This window comes from Roseivirga sp. AWQ4_251 (assembly GCF_056158225.1).
The window spans coordinates 1,859,590-1,874,586 of the sequence record NZ_JBSWSW010000001.1 but is presented as its reverse complement, the minus strand read 5'-3'; the positions used below and the strand labels follow the sequence as shown (position 1 = coordinate 1,874,586).

The 14,997-nt window shown below is 41.0% G+C and carries 6 protein-coding genes; all 6 read left to right on the top strand.

The window, feature by feature from the left end; translation table 11 throughout:
• Positions 1-70 precede the first annotated feature (70 nt).
• The 6 genes from ACXACJ_RS08185 (at position 71) to galB (ending at position 14,971) form a co-directional block, all read left to right on the top strand.
• Entirely contained in the window at positions 71-4,135 is a 4,065-nt protein-coding gene (locus tag ACXACJ_RS08185) for a hybrid sensor histidine kinase/response regulator transcription factor (protein WP_475133865.1), read from the top strand.
• A 215-nt stretch (positions 4,136-4,350) separates the two neighbouring features.
• The gene (locus tag ACXACJ_RS08180; RefSeq protein WP_475133864.1) at positions 4,351-7,425 is read left to right on the top strand and encodes a SusC/RagA family TonB-linked outer membrane protein; all 3,075 of its coding nucleotides are present in this window, start codon (positions 4,351-4,353) and stop codon (positions 7,423-7,425) included.
• A 5-nt stretch (positions 7,426-7,430) separates the two neighbouring features.
• Complete coding sequence (locus ACXACJ_RS08175) at positions 7,431-9,035, top strand: RagB/SusD family nutrient uptake outer membrane protein (RefSeq protein ID WP_475133863.1); 1,605 nt, start codon at positions 7,431-7,433, stop codon at positions 9,033-9,035.
• A gap of 23 nt (positions 9,036-9,058) precedes the next feature.
• Positions 9,059-10,930 (top strand): hypothetical protein, encoded by a 1,872-nt coding sequence (locus ACXACJ_RS08170; protein WP_475133862.1) that lies wholly within the window; start codon positions 9,059-9,061, stop codon positions 10,928-10,930.
• A 90-nt stretch (positions 10,931-11,020) separates the two neighbouring features.
• Positions 11,021-12,520 (top strand): cellulase family glycosylhydrolase, encoded by a 1,500-nt coding sequence (locus tag ACXACJ_RS08165; protein WP_475133861.1) that lies wholly within the window; start codon positions 11,021-11,023, stop codon positions 12,518-12,520.
• A gap of 21 nt (positions 12,521-12,541) precedes the next feature.
• The gene (gene galB / locus ACXACJ_RS08160; RefSeq protein ID WP_475133860.1) at positions 12,542-14,971 is read left to right on the top strand and encodes a beta-galactosidase GalB; all 2,430 of its coding nucleotides are present in this window, start codon (positions 12,542-12,544) and stop codon (positions 14,969-14,971) included.
• Positions 14,972-14,997 lie beyond the last annotated feature (26 nt).

Genomic DNA, 14,997 nt, shown 5'->3' with positions numbered 1-14,997 from the left:
TAGTCATTGAGGTATTATGTGTAAATCAAGATATTTCAGGTTTTTATGGGTTCTTTTAAACTGTGTGGCATTGACTGCTCACGGACAGAAGACCTATAACTTTGAATTGCTCGATGTCACCGATGGCTTAACCCATGGCCAGGTCAACTGTATTTTAAAGGATTCAAAAGGGTTCATTTGGATTGGCACTTCTGCCGGACTGAATTTATACAATGGCTATGCGATCAAAAATTTCACCTATGATCCTCGAGATTCCACTTCAATAAATTCTTCAGAAATACTGAGTTTATTTGAAGATCCTAACGGAAATGTTTGGGTGAATACGACTAGTGGGCTCAATATTTATGATCAAAATCTGCAATCGTTTGCTAATAACTTAGAGCCTTTATATCAACAGTTTAGTTTACCTAATACTTCTGTTGAAAATATTGTAAAAGGGGGAGGTGATGTCTATTGGTTTGTGAGCGATGGACAAGGTCTTACCAGATATGATAAATCAACCAAACAGTCAGTTCATTTTACTTCAAGCAGTAAAAGCAATAAAATCTGGTCCAATTACATTTCTGCTTTACAGCCAGATTTAGCGGGCAATATTTGCGTGGTTTATGATGATGGCACCATTGAAAAAATCGATGGTTCGTCTTTGCAAGTCGTCCAAAAGTGTACCGAATTATCTCAAATTATTGATAACCCAACTCAGGTGTATCGTTTGATAATCGATAGCGATGGGGATTTGTGGATTTACACACCGAATGCCAATCGTGGCGTTTTTTATTATAACGTAGCAGATCGAAAGCTGAGCAACTACACGAAAGATTCACAGGGAATTAGCCTCAATACCGATTTGGTAAGGGGAGTTGTAGAAGGGCCTGACGGTAAAATATGGGTGGGTACCGATCATGGCGGAATAAATCTTATAGATAAAGAAAATGGCAAAGTTGATTTCATCTTACGTCACCCTGAAGTTGAAAACAGTTTAGTTCATAATAGCATCTACTATTTGTATAAGGATAGCGATGGTTTTATTTGGGCTGGCACTTATAAAAATGGGGTCAACTATTTCCATCCAAGTCTGAAGCGTTTCGAGCATTACCTCCACGTTTCTTCTGACGAAAAAAGTCTTCCTTTTGATGATGTAAATGTATTTGTTGAAGATAAAAAAGGGAACCTCTGGATAGGAACAAATGGGGGAGGTTTACTCTATTTCAATCGACAACAAAACACATTTAAACAGTATAAGGCTAACCCAAACAATTCAAAAAGTTTGAGCAGCAATGTGATTGTGAGCCTCTTTCTTTCCGAAGAAAATGAATTATGGGTAGGTACTTATTTGGGCGGTTTAGAAAAGTTCAATGGCAATGACTTCGAGCACTACGTTAATCAGCCATCGAATTCAAATAGCATTTCAGATAATAATGTTTGGGAACTGTTCGAAAACTCACAAAGTAATTTTTGGGTTGGAACTTTAAATGGTGGCCTCGACAGATTTGATAGAACCACCAATAGCTTTGCGCATTATCCTTTAATCCCTAATCAATCGGACAGCACCTTAATGGTAAGCTATATTTTGGCTATTGAGGAAGATCAGCAAGGCAATTTATGGGTGGCTGGAGGTGGCGGAATCGACCTTGTTAACATTCAATCTGGAAAAGTCAGTAGAGCAGATCAAGAAATTTTAGATGCGATCAGCGGTAACAGCATTTTAAGTTTGCATCGTGATTCACAAAACAGAATGTGGATTGGGACGCAAGAAGGTCTTTATGTTTATGCGGATAATGAGGTGAAAGTATTCACCAAAGATGATGGTCTTCCACACAATACGATTCTAACCATTCTGGAAGATGACGCTCACAATCTTTGGTTTAGTACGCCAAATGGTATTTCTAATTTTCAGATTGAACCTAATGCCGAATCTCTTTCAGGAAGTTTTATGAATTATGATGAAACTGACGGATTACAAGGAAAAGTCTTTAATGAGAATGCTGCGCTTAAAACGTCAAATGGTGAGTTGATTTTTGGAGGAGCAAAGGGCTTCAATGTTTTTGATCCACAAAAGCTTCAATCGAATGAAAAACAGCCCCAAATAGTTTTTACAGATTTTCAGCTATTGAATAAAAGCTTAAAAGTAGGCGAAGTTCATAATGGCCGAGCGATACTTACTTCAAACCTAAATCAAATTGATGAAATCACTTTAAAGCACAAGGAAAACGTATTTTCAATTGAGTTTGCCGCTTTGAATTTTCTTCATCCTTCTAAAAATGAATACAAATATATGTTGGAAGGATTCGACCGTGAATGGAGAACGGCCGATCAAACGAGAAGAGCCACTTATACCAATTTGGATGCCGGTCATTACACGTTTAGAGTAAAGGCCTCTAACAATGATGGTGTTTGGAATAATGAGGGGATTTCTTTGAAAATCGTGGTTAAGCCACCTTTCTACGCTTCTTCATGGGCGTATATTGGCTATACCATTCTAATTGCTTTAGCCCTTTACCTTACTAGGCACATTATGTTGGTGCGTGAAAGGGTGAAATATCAAATTGAGCACGAGCGTAGAGCTGCCAGGCAAATGCACGAACTCGATTTGCTCAAAATTCGATTCCTAACCAACATTAGTCACGAATTCCGAACGCCCTTGAGTTTAATTCTGGCCCCTTTAGATAAACTGATTGGTAGTCCTTTTGAAGATGATCAAAAGAAGCAATTCTTAATGATTAAGCGGAATGCAAAGCGTTTATTAAATCTAGTAAATCAGCTTTTAGATTTTAGAAAGTTAGAAGTAGATACAGTCGATTTGAACACTTCTGAAGGCAACATCATCAAATTCATTGAAGAGTCGGTGAACTCGTTTGCAGATTTATCCGAAAACAAGCGAGTTAGGTTGTCCTTTAAAGCAGATAGAGATGAGCTGTACACTTCTTTTGACATGGATAAGCTCGAAAAAATCTTGTTCAATCTATTGTCAAATGCCTTTAAGTTTACGCCTGAAAGTGGTGAAATTCAGGTGATTACTAGGTGCGTTGGAGAAGGAAAAGCAAATGAAAGAACGATAGAAATCAAGGTGAAGGACACTGGAATTGGGATTCCGAAGGAAAAGCAAGCCCGTGTTTTTGAACGTTTTTTTAGAAACGATGTACCAGGCAGTGTTGTAAATCAAGGCAGTGGCATAGGCTTATCCATTACCAAAGAGTTCGTAAAAATTCATGGAGGAACCATTGAACTTGAAAGTGAGCCGGGAGTAGGGTCTTGCTTCACCGTGCGCATACCTGTGAAAGAGCTAAATGCGCCACAACTTTCGGAATTACCGATTGTCAAAGAAGAAGGCAGATTAATGGTAAGTGAACGTCAAACGCACATCATCCATAAAGCCGATACTCCTCGAATACTTTTGGTAGAAGATAGTGAAGACTTCCGTTTCTATTTAAAGGACAATCTGGGTGTCCATTTTAAAGTTGAAGATGCTCGAAATGGAAAAGAAGGCTGGCAAAAATGCCTTTCCCAATTACCAGATTTGGTGGTTAGCGATTTTATGATGCCAGAATTGAATGGTATGGAACTTTGTAAGAAAATCAAAGAGGATAGTCGTACTTCTCATATTCCTGTAGTGCTTCTCACGGCCGATAGCACCGATGATAATAAACTGAAGGGCTTAAATATTGGCGCGGATGATTACATCACCAAACCCTTCAACTTCGAAATATTGCTTTCTCGAATCAATAACTTGATTCAGAAATACCAGACCATGCAGGCTACTTACTCTAAAAAGATTTCCGTAGAGACGAGCCAAATAGAGATCACTTCTTTAAGTGACAAACTTGTTCAGGATGCAATTAGAATTGTAGAAGCTAACATTTCGAATCCTGATTTTTCGGTAGAAATGCTTAGCAAAGAATTGGGGATGAGCCGGGCTCACCTCTACAAAAAAATACTCTCCCTAACGGGAAAAACTCCCGTAGAATTCATTAGAAAGATAAGATTACAACGGGCCGTTCAATTTTTATCTAAAAGTCAGTTAACCGTTTCAGAGGTGGCTTACAAAGTTGGCTTCAATAACCGCAAATATTTTACAAAGTACTTTAAGCAGGAGTATAATATGTTGCCTTCTGTTTATGCTGCCCAACAAAATTCTTAAAAGAATTCCCTCCAAAATGGGCTTATCTAACCAATTGAGCCCACATTTGAAACATTTGATACCCTTCTAGGATTCGTTTTTCCCATACCTTGATCCAGATTTCAAACGTTTGCATTTAATTTTTTTGATCGCTTGAATCTTCTGTCTGTTCCACGTCAGGCTTCTCGGAAGTTTTTTGAGGAATACACAGAGCAGTTCAAATAAACTCAAATTGTATGAAGAAAATCTTACTACTATTAATGCTGTTCGGTACATGCGGAATAGCATATGCACAATTTCCTGTCAAGGGAAGGGTTACGATAGCCCCGGGTGGTGAAGGCCTACCTAATGCGAGTGTCGCGGTAAAAGGCACAGCAGTAGGAACCACCACCGATGCCGATGGTAATTATTCTCTAAATGTTCCTAGCGGAGATGCCATTCTCGTTTATTCCTACATCGGTTTTGTCACTCAAGAAGTTGCTGTGAGTAACAGAAACACTATTAACATCACCATGCAAGAAGACCTTACTGAACTGGGTGAGGTTATTGTAATTGGTTATGGTGTGCAACAAAAGAAGCTTGTAACAGGGGCCACTGTAAAAGTGGATGGAGAAAAGCTGGAATCACTCAGTAACACAAATGCGCTTCAGGCTTTGCAAGGCCAAACGGCTGGAGTAAACATTACTTCCACCTCAGGTCAACCAGGAGCGGGATTCGATGTCGTAATCAGGGGAGTAGGCACCAATAACAATTCAAGTCCACTATATGTGGTAGACGGATTGCCGGTTGGTGATATCAGTTACTTGAACAATGCGGATATCGCTTCTATCGATATTCTAAAAGACGCGGCTTCTTCCGCCATTTATGGTTCTCGAGCAGCGAACGGTATTGTTTTGATTACCACGAAACAAGGCTCATCAGGAAAGGCACAACTTTCATTCGATTCTTATGTAGGCGTTCAGCAAGTAGCCCGAAAGCTCGATTTGTTGAATGCCAAGGAGTATGCTACCATCATGAACGAGCAGGCCATTAACTCTGGAAAACTTCCTTATTATACCAATGCTCAAATAGATGCAATGGGAGCGGGTACCGATTGGTTGGATGAAATTCTAGTTGATAACGCGCTCACTCAAAACTATGCCTTGGGGCTTCAGGGTGGAAGCCAGAATTCGATCTATTCTTCTTCACTTTCATATACACAACAAGAAGGAATTGTTGGTGGCTCTGATTATTCGAATTATGAAAGGTTTGTAGTTCGCCTCAATTCAGAGCACAAACTTTATAATGATGTAATCACTTTAGGCGAGAATTTAACTTTCAGCTACAGAGACCAAATCGGTATTCCTGACGGAGGTCAGTATTACAACAATTTCAGAGGAGCTTTTAACACACATCCTTTAATGCCTGTATATGATAGCGATGGAAATTTCTACAATAATGCACCGCAGAACGGAATGCCAGCTGCATTTATTGATCAAGGTACTCAAGCCAATCCATATGCTTCTTTAGTTTACACCAATCAACGCGAAGGCGGCAATCAAAAATTGGTGGGTAATGTATATTTAGAAGTAGAGCCTATTAAGGATTTGGTTTTCAGAACTAGCATGGGAGTCGAAAATTCTTCTGGCCAAGGAAGAAGCTTCACGCCAGTTTATCAACTCTCACTTTATAGTTTTGCCGATACATCCAGTGTGTCACAATCATTCAGCAAAGATTTAAACTGGAACTGGCAGAATACGGTGAACTATAAGAAGTTCTTCGGAGAACATCAGTTGGACTTTTTAGCAGGTTATTCTGCTCAAAAATGGAAAGGATCTTCCATGTCGGCTACCAATGCTAACCTCGCTTTCAAAGATTTCAAATTTGCCTATTTAGGAAATACGACTTACGCGAATGGCCCTAGAATGAGCGTTAGCGGAAGCGGCTACGTAAGTACGTTGGCTTCTTATTTCGGAAGGGTGCTTTACAACTACCGCGAAAAATATATGTTGAATGCCACTTTTAGGGCAGATGGAACTTCAAATTTTGCCAAAGGAAATCGCTGGGGTTACTTTCCTTCCGTATCAGCGGGTTGGTTACTTTCTAGCGAAGACTTCTTTCAGGCTGGCCCATTAAGCTTCTTCAAATTGAGAGCCAGTTGGGGACAAAACGGAAACAATTTTGTACCTGCATTCAGGTATTTAGCGCCTATTGCCGTAACAAATGCCAATTACACCTTTGGAAATCAAGAGGGACAACTTTACCCAGGAGCCAATCCAAGCAGAATTTCCAATCCAAATTTGCAATGGGAAACTTCGGAACAATTAGACATTGGTTTCGATGCCGAAATGTTCAACGGAAAGCTTTACGCCAACTTCGATTGGTATAAAAAGACGACCAAAGATTGGTTGATTCAACCACCAATTTTGGCAACCTCAGGTGCTGAAGCTCCTTGGGTAAATGGCGGAAATGTGGTTAATACTGGTGTAGAATTGGTTTTAGGATGGCGAGAAAAACGCGGTGAATTCAATTATTCGGTAACTGTAAACGGAGCTCTAAACGACAATGAAGTAAAAGAAATTCCTACCGAAGGAGGTATTATCCATGGTCAATCCAATGAATTATGGAACAACGCTCCTGAATTCTACAGAGCTCAAGAAGGCTTTCCTGTTGGCTACTTCTGGGGGTATCAAACGCTGGGCATTTTCCAAAATGAAGCTGAAGTGAGCGCCTACAGAAATGGTGAAACACTGATTCAACCTGACGCAAAACCAGGAGACCTGATTTTTAAGGATGTAAATGGAGATGGTGCAATTACCAATGATGACAAAACTATGATTGGTAACCCGAACCCTGATTTGGTTTATGGCTTCAACATTACCATGGACTACAAGGGCTTCGATCTATTGATCAACGCGAATGGAGTGGCAGGCAATCAGCTGGTTCAATCTTACAGGGCAGTTACCGATCAGTATTCCAATTATTCAAAAGAGATTTTGGGTAGATGGCATGGTGAAGGTACTTCTAATGACATTCCAAGATTGACCGAGAACGGAAAGAACTACACGGTTTTCTCTGATATATATATAAAGGATGGAGACTTCTTGAGAATCAACAACATCACTGTAGGCTACGACTTGGCTAGAATCATAAACAACAAAAACTTCAATAAAGTGAGGTTTTACATCACAGGTCAGAACCTTTTCACTTTTACCAAATACACGGGTATGGATCCTGAAATTGGTTATGGGCAAACTTTCGCACGCGGTGTTGACATCGGTTATTATCCACGACCAAGAATTTTTATGGCTGGCTTGAACGTAAAATTTTGATTGAGATGAAAAAAATAAAGCATATAAAACTATTCATTCTATCGGCCGCAATTGCCTTTACAGGCTGCAGCGATGAGTTTTTAGATTTGGAACCACTGGGTGAAAAAACTGAATCGAGTTTTTACGCTACCCCGGAAGATGCCGCTTTGGCTGTGATAGGTACCTATGATGGTCTGCAAAGAATTTGGCAAAACTACCCATCATTTCCGTTTGCCACTGCCGTTCTCTCCGACAACTGTTTTGGAGGCACAGGCGCTTCTGACGGGTTTGGCGCTCAAATGATCGATGAATTCGATAAGTCATTATCACCCTCTGATTTGGATTTCTATGGAAATTTCTGGGCTGATTATTATGCCGCCATTTTTAGAGCCAATAAGTTCTTACAGGAAATCGAAAATATCGATTGGGAAGGCTCTGAAGATTTAAGAGCTCAATATGAGTCGGAAGTGAAGTTTATCAGAGCATTCTGTTACTTCGATTTAGTTCGCATGTTCGGTCATATTCCGCTATTGGAAGAACCAACTACCGATAATATTCCGCAAGCTGATCCTGCAGATGTTTACGCATTGATAGCATCGGATCTGAAATTTGCATCGGACAATTTACCTGCTGATGCTTACACACAAAGTTGGGCGGCTTCTAATGATGGCAGAGTTACCAAATGGGCTGCAGAATCCTTATTGGCTAGGGTTTTCTTATACTACACAGGTTATTATGGTTCGGGTGATTTACCAACCAAAGACGGCTCCATTACCTCAACACAAGCTCTTCAATATATAGAGGATGTGGTAGCCAATAGCGGTCACGATTTGGTTCCGAGCTACGCCAGTCTTTGGCCTGCGGCTTCTCTTGATGGCTTTGCTGGTGAAGGCAATGTAGAAACCATTTTCTCTATAAAGTACACATACACCAGTGATTACAATGGAAATACAGATGGAAACCATTGGATGGTAATGCTTGGCATGAGAAACCTCAATGCTTACCCATACGGTCAAGGTTGGGGAGGAGCTACCGTTACTTCAGAACTGTACGATTTATACCCTGATGGTGACAGCCGAAAGCTTGCTTCTATTGTGTCCATTGAAGATGAAGAAATCGATATTGATATTTCTTCTCAGCGGGAATACACGGGCTACTATGTTAAAAAGTATACACCAATGTCTAACGAAGCTAATTCCAGTTTGGCAGTTGCTTTAGGGGGTGTAAACTTCCAAATCGGGCAATTTCAAGACTTCGTCTCTATCCGATTTGCCGATGTGCTTTTAATGGCTGCCGAACTCGGTAGCCCAAATGCGCAGACTTACTATAATCGAGTGCGCCAACGCGCCATGGGCGATAGTTATTCGGAACTCCCTTTAACTTCAGAAAGGCTGATGACGGAAAGAAGACTTGAATTAGCGTTTGAAGGAATCCGCTATTGGGATTTATTGAGACAAGGAATGTCGGTTGCGTCTAATGCTATTGATGTTTCTGGTGTGGAAGTTAAAAACGCTGGCCAATCTGTAAGCAAGAGTGTGACTTTCAATACTTCAACCGAAGGTTTACAGCAAATTCCTTATACACAAATTACGCTTTCCAACGGAACGCTTAAACAAAATACAGGCTGGTAATCACAAAACTTAACATGAATGACATGAAGAAGATTAATTATCTACTGATCATATTTTCGATGTTCTTTGGCGTGATGTCATGCCAAGATGAACTTGCAGAGTTAGGAGAAAGACCTGACAAGGCTGAACTTCAATTTGAAATCACACAAAATCCAAACGACCCCAATATGGTGATTTTGGAGAGTTTGACACCCAATGTAATTCCTCTTTGGACAACACCACTGGGCAGATCTACCCGAGTTAAAGACACCGTACGTTTGGCTTTCGAAGGCTCTTACAAATTCGTTTACAGTGTAAGCGGTCAGGGCGGAATGGCTAGTTCAGACACTGTTACTTTGGAAATAGCCACAAACAACCTTAGCTATGTAAATGATCCATTGTGGGAGAATTTGACAGGTGGCGTAGGAGAAACTAAAACTTGGGTTTTGGATATTGACGCAGAAGGCAATACCAAATACTGGGAAAGCCCATTGTATTTTTCTGGCGATGTTTGGCGCTGGCAAGGAACCTGTAGTGTAGATGATGACCGCTGCTGGATTTGGGAGGCCACTTGGAAAGGCAACGAATGGATTTCGGCCGCTCAAGATTTTGGAACGATGACATTTAGCCTTAAGGGGAATCCCGTAATTACAGTAGATCATAAAAACACACCTGGCAGAGGCATGGAAGAGGGGACTTACTTCCTAGATGTAGATAGTAAAACTTTATCGCTATCCGATGCAGCTCCTTTAATGAATGAGTGGGTAGATGGAGCGAATATTGAAGATTGGAGTATGGGCTATATCATTTCCCTTACTGAAGATGCTATGCAGCTTGGCTACAAAGACAAGGGCAAGACAGAATTCATCATTTTCAATTATATCACTAAGGAATATAGCGACAACTGGGTTCCTGAAGATTTGCCCGATCCGAACCCACCAATTGATTTGGGCGGAGGAACAGTTTCAGGATTAATTTCTGTGAGCTCATCTAAAACATGGTCGTTGAGCCCTGATTCTCCCTTCGATTGGACAGACTTGAATGGTACACTTCTCAACGGATGGACAAGCCCTGATGAATATCCAGATTGGGCTGGTTTCGATGCTGCTGATCAAGCTGCCGTAGCCGGAAATACCATTACCTTCTATGCCGATGGTAAGGTTTCTACCAAAGATTCAAATGGTAATTCATTGGAAGGAACTTACACCACAAACGAATCTACCAATACCATTTCATTCGCTGATATCATTCCAAACTTTACAATGGGCGATTGGGCAGTAGCGACCACTACAGAAGCTAATGAATGGAAAATTGTGAAAACCGCGACCACAGGCTCTACGGTAACCGATATTTGGTTTGGTAAGCGCGATCCTGAAAAACCAGAATACATGGTGTTCCACTTTGTGTTAGGTGCTTCTGGTTTCGATCCAATAGAAGCCAATCGTCAGTTGATCATTGAGTCATTGACGGGTGGAAGTTCAAGAACATTTAAGGTTTCCGATACATGGCATGTCGATTGGCTCAACCCTGATTTATCAGGCGGTTGGACAGGCCCAACAACATTTGCTGACGACTTTACCTCAAATTCTTGGGTATGGACTCAAGCTGTAAAAGACGGCCTGCAAGATCCAACATTGACTTTCACATTAGATGGCGGTGTGGTTACAGCTACTAAGGTACAAGATGGAGCAACCACAAACGCGACTGTAAATATTGACGCAGAAAACAACACCATCAGTATCGATATGGATTTGATAGCCTTTACTGATGCGGCCAATTGGCTGCCTATCTATGGGCCAACATGGTACTTTGCCAAAACCAGTTTAACCAATATCGCTAGCGAAGGAATGTGGCTAGGGGTATTGAACGGAGATGGAACTGAGGTCACAGCAATTCATTATGTCATTGCAGAATAATTAGTTAAACATTGAAGTACATACAATCTGCAGGTGTCGCAAGTTGAAAGGCTTGCAGCCTGTAGATTGTATGTGTTAATCATCCATTCTATGATTAAAAACACCATGCTTTTTATGATTATTAGTTGTCTCTTTGGGCTTTTCGCCTGTAAGGGTGATGATCCTGGTGAGCAACCTATTGTAGTCGAAACCGAGTTGAGTGTAGATGTAAACTCTTTTTCCTTTCAGTCGGAGGGAGGCAGTTCTTCTCTTCAGATTACAAGCAATACCATATGGAAATTTCAGGTACAATCTGATGCTTGGGCGAAGCCATCGATTCAAACGGCTAAAGGTAATGCTACGGTTCAGGTGATTGCTGAAGAGAACGAATCTACTGAAGCCAAAAGTGCAACCCTTGTACTTGTCAGCGAAGGAGTTGATGATATTGCCATCACTATCCAACAGGAAGGCCGAGAACCAGACCCAGTAGAACCTGAAAAGCCAGATTACATCGATCCAGATCAAACAGATATGCGAAATCTGACTTCGGTAGAACTCACAGAGTTAATGGGTATTGGCTGGAATTTGGGGAATTCTCTGGAAGCGATTAATGTAGATGGCGATGTACTTTCTGGAGGAGAAACCTCTTGGGGAAATGCCAAAACCACCAAAACATTGATTGATGCAATTAAAGCAGCCGGTTTCAATACTTTGAGAATTCCCGTTTCATGGTCGCATATGATGGAAGATGATGGTTCATTCTACATCAAATATGAGTGGAAACAGCGGGTGGAGGAGGTAATTAACTATGCTTTGGACAATGACATGTTTGTAATGATCAATGTGCATTGGGATGGCGGTTGGTTAGATCATCCGACTTATGATAAACAAGATGAATTGAATACCAAGTTGGCCGCTATTTGGAAACAATTGGCAAAGTATTTCAGGGATTATGATGATCGACTGCTGTTTGCAGGAACAAACGAGGTACATATAGAAGGCAATTATAATGCGCCTTCAAATGAAAATGCTGAGGTTCAAAATTCATTCAATCAAACTTTTGTGGATGCGGTTAGGGCCACAGGTGGCCGAAATACGTATCGCCATTTGGTGGTTCAAACCTACAATACCAATATAGAGCACGGAGAAAACTATATGGTTATTCCAGAAGATGAAACCGTGAATAGACTTATGGTTGAAGTACATTTTTATGATCCTTATCAATTCACTTTGCAAGAAGATGGCGTAGCACTTTGGGGACAGCAGTACGCTGGCAGTGCAGCGCATGCTGGTTGGGGAGATGAAGATTGGGTGGATGAGATTTTTGGTAGGGTGAAATCCGAATGGGTAGATCAGGGGTACGGAGTGATTTTGGGAGAATACGCGGCCAGTTTGAGAACACAACCTGAAAACACATCATTTGAAACACATGTGGTTGCCAGAAATCATTATCTGAATTATGTCACTAAAGTGGCATTGCAAAACCGAATGGTGCCCGTGTATTGGGACAACGGCCATACTGGAGATATGGGGTCAGGACTTTTCAACCGGGCCACTGGAGCACAAGAACATGCTGATGCTATTGAAGCCATTATTTCAGCTCAAAATTAATTTTCAGAGAACCACAAATTGATGCGTTACTATTTGTACACTTTTTTAACGATTCTGCTGCTTTTTTCTACTTCCTGTGAAAAGAAAGAAGAAGTAGGGAGAAAAGTGATTGACTTTAATCGAGATTGGTATTTCACTTTGGCCGATAGCTCCTTTGTTGCCAGTCAGCCCAATTTCAATCATAGCGAATGGCGCCAACTGAACTTGCCCCACGATTGGAGCATTGAAGGTGAATTCAATGAAAATAATCCAGCTGGAGTAGGAGGCGGAGCTTTGCCAGGTGGAATAGGTTGGTACCGAAAAACATTCACACTTTCTGAAGAAGAAAAGGATCAGAACCTGTTTATCGATTTTGATGGCATTTACATGAACAGCGAAGTCTGGATCAATGGTGAATACCTTGGAAAAAGACCGAACGGCTATATTTCTTTCCGATATGAATTAACGCCTTTTCTAAAATATGGAGAAGAAGAGAACGTAATTGCTGTGAAAGTTGATAACGGCAAACAACCCAATTCAAGATGGTATTCTGGTTCTGGCATTTACAGAAATGTTAGGCTAATCAAGTTGAATGATGTTTTTGTGGATCATTGGGGAACGCAGATTTTAACGCCTGAGGTTTCGCAAAAGGCAGCACAAATCGACCTAAAGCTGAACATCGAAAATCGTTCTGATTTTAACCGCGTAGAAATAACCCACACCCTAATTGACCAAAAAGGAAAGCAATGGGAACAGATTTCAAATCCAGTCGATTTGTCAATGGGTTTGAATGAAATAGCTGCCAACATGAACATTCAAAACCCTGAATTATGGTCGGTGGACAATCCCTTTATGTACAAAGTTATAACCACTATTGAACATGACGGGCAGTTATTGGACCGATATGAAACACCTCTTGGCTTAAGATATTTCAATTTTGATGCTGAAAAAGGGTTTACGCTAAATGGGCAGCAACTCAAAATTTTGGGAGTTTGCAATCATCACGATCTGGGTGCATTGGGCGCTGCGGTAAACACTCGTGCCCTGCAAAGGCAATTGGAAATAATGAAGGATATGGGGGTGAATGGCATCCGAACTGCTCATAATCCGCCAGCTCCTGAGTTACTCCAGTTGTGCGATAGCATGGGTTTTATAGTAATGGACGAGGCTTTCGATATGTGGGCTAAGCCTAAAAGCAAATTCGATTATAGTGTAGAATGGGATGAATGGCACACGCAAGATTTAGAGGATTTGATCAAACGAGATCGAAATCATCCGAGTGTATTCATTTGGAGCATTGGCAATGAAATTCTCGAACAGTGGGACTCTACGGGAATTACAATTGCCAAAGAATTAGCTGATAAAGTACGAGAATTGGACCCCAGTAGACCAATTACATCGGCTCTAAATGATCCACAGCCACACAATAACATTTTCAAATCAGGTGCTTTGGATTTGGTGGGATTCAATTATCACCATGATCAATTTGAGCAGTTTCCAGAGAATTTCCCAGAAGAGGTATTTATGGCAACAGAAACTACTTCAGCTTTAGCAACCAGAGGACATTACGATATGCCTTCGGATACGCTTAAAAGATGGCCAATTCGTTGGGATCTACCCTTTACAGAAGGAAATGCCGATCATACGGTTTCTGCTTACGACCAGGTGAGTACACCTTGGGGTTCTACCCATGAAGAAACTTGGAAGGTGATGAAAAAGCATGATTTTCTTTCAGGAATGTACATTTGGACGGGTTTTGATTATCTGGGAGAACCCACTCCATATGGCTGGCCTTCAAGAAGTTCCTACTTCGGAATTGTAGACTTGGCCGGTTTTCCAAAAGATGCCTACTACATGTATCAGAGCGAATGGACAGATCAACCTGTGTTGCATGTTTTTCCCCATTGGACATGGCAAAAGGGACAGACCGTTGATATCTGGGCTTATTACAATGAAGCCGATGAAGTAGAACTTTTCTTAAACGGAAAAGGCCAAGGCAAGAGAAGCAAGCAAGGTGATGAATTGCATGTGATGTGGCGACTTCAGTTTGAGCCAGGAACATTAAAAGTTGTTTCCAGAAAGAATGGGGAGGAGGTTCTAAGTAAAGAAATACACACAGCTGGGGAAGCTTCTCAAATAATTTTGGAAACGGATAGAGCTAATCTTAAGGCGGATGGCTACGATCTTGCTTTCATTACGGCTAAGGTTTTGGATGCCGATGGAAATCTGGTGCCGAACGCTGATAATCCTATTCACTTTGAAATAGAAGGTGAGGGAGAAATTATTGCTGTAGACAATGGTGATCCAACAAGTATGGAACCTTTTAAAGCCAAGCAGAGAAAGGCCTTTCATGGACTGGCTTTAGCTATAGTTCAATCCACACAGGAAGAAGGCGAACTGAAGATTACTGCAAATTCGGAAGGATTGAAATCCTCTACCATTTCGCTTAAATTAAATTCTTATAAACAATAGATAGTCAGTAGTTTAAATAAACTGAT

What these genes read in the sequence shown, in the direction of transcription:
- ACXACJ_RS08180 (WP_475133864.1), top strand. Translation starts at nt 4,351, where the DNA reads ATGAAGAAAATCTTACTACTATTAATGCTGTTCGGTACATGCGGAATA.
- ACXACJ_RS08175 (WP_475133863.1), top strand. Translation starts at nt 7,431, where the DNA reads ATGAAAAAAATAAAGCATATAAAACTATTCATTCTATCGGCCGCAATT.
- ACXACJ_RS08170 (WP_475133862.1), top strand. Translation starts at nt 9,059, where the DNA reads ATGAAGAAGATTAATTATCTACTGATCATATTTTCGATGTTCTTTGGC.
- ACXACJ_RS08165 (WP_475133861.1), top strand. Translation starts at nt 11,021, where the DNA reads ATGATTAAAAACACCATGCTTTTTATGATTATTAGTTGTCTCTTTGGG.
- galB (WP_475133860.1), top strand. Translation starts at nt 12,542, where the DNA reads ATGCGTTACTATTTGTACACTTTTTTAACGATTCTGCTGCTTTTTTCT.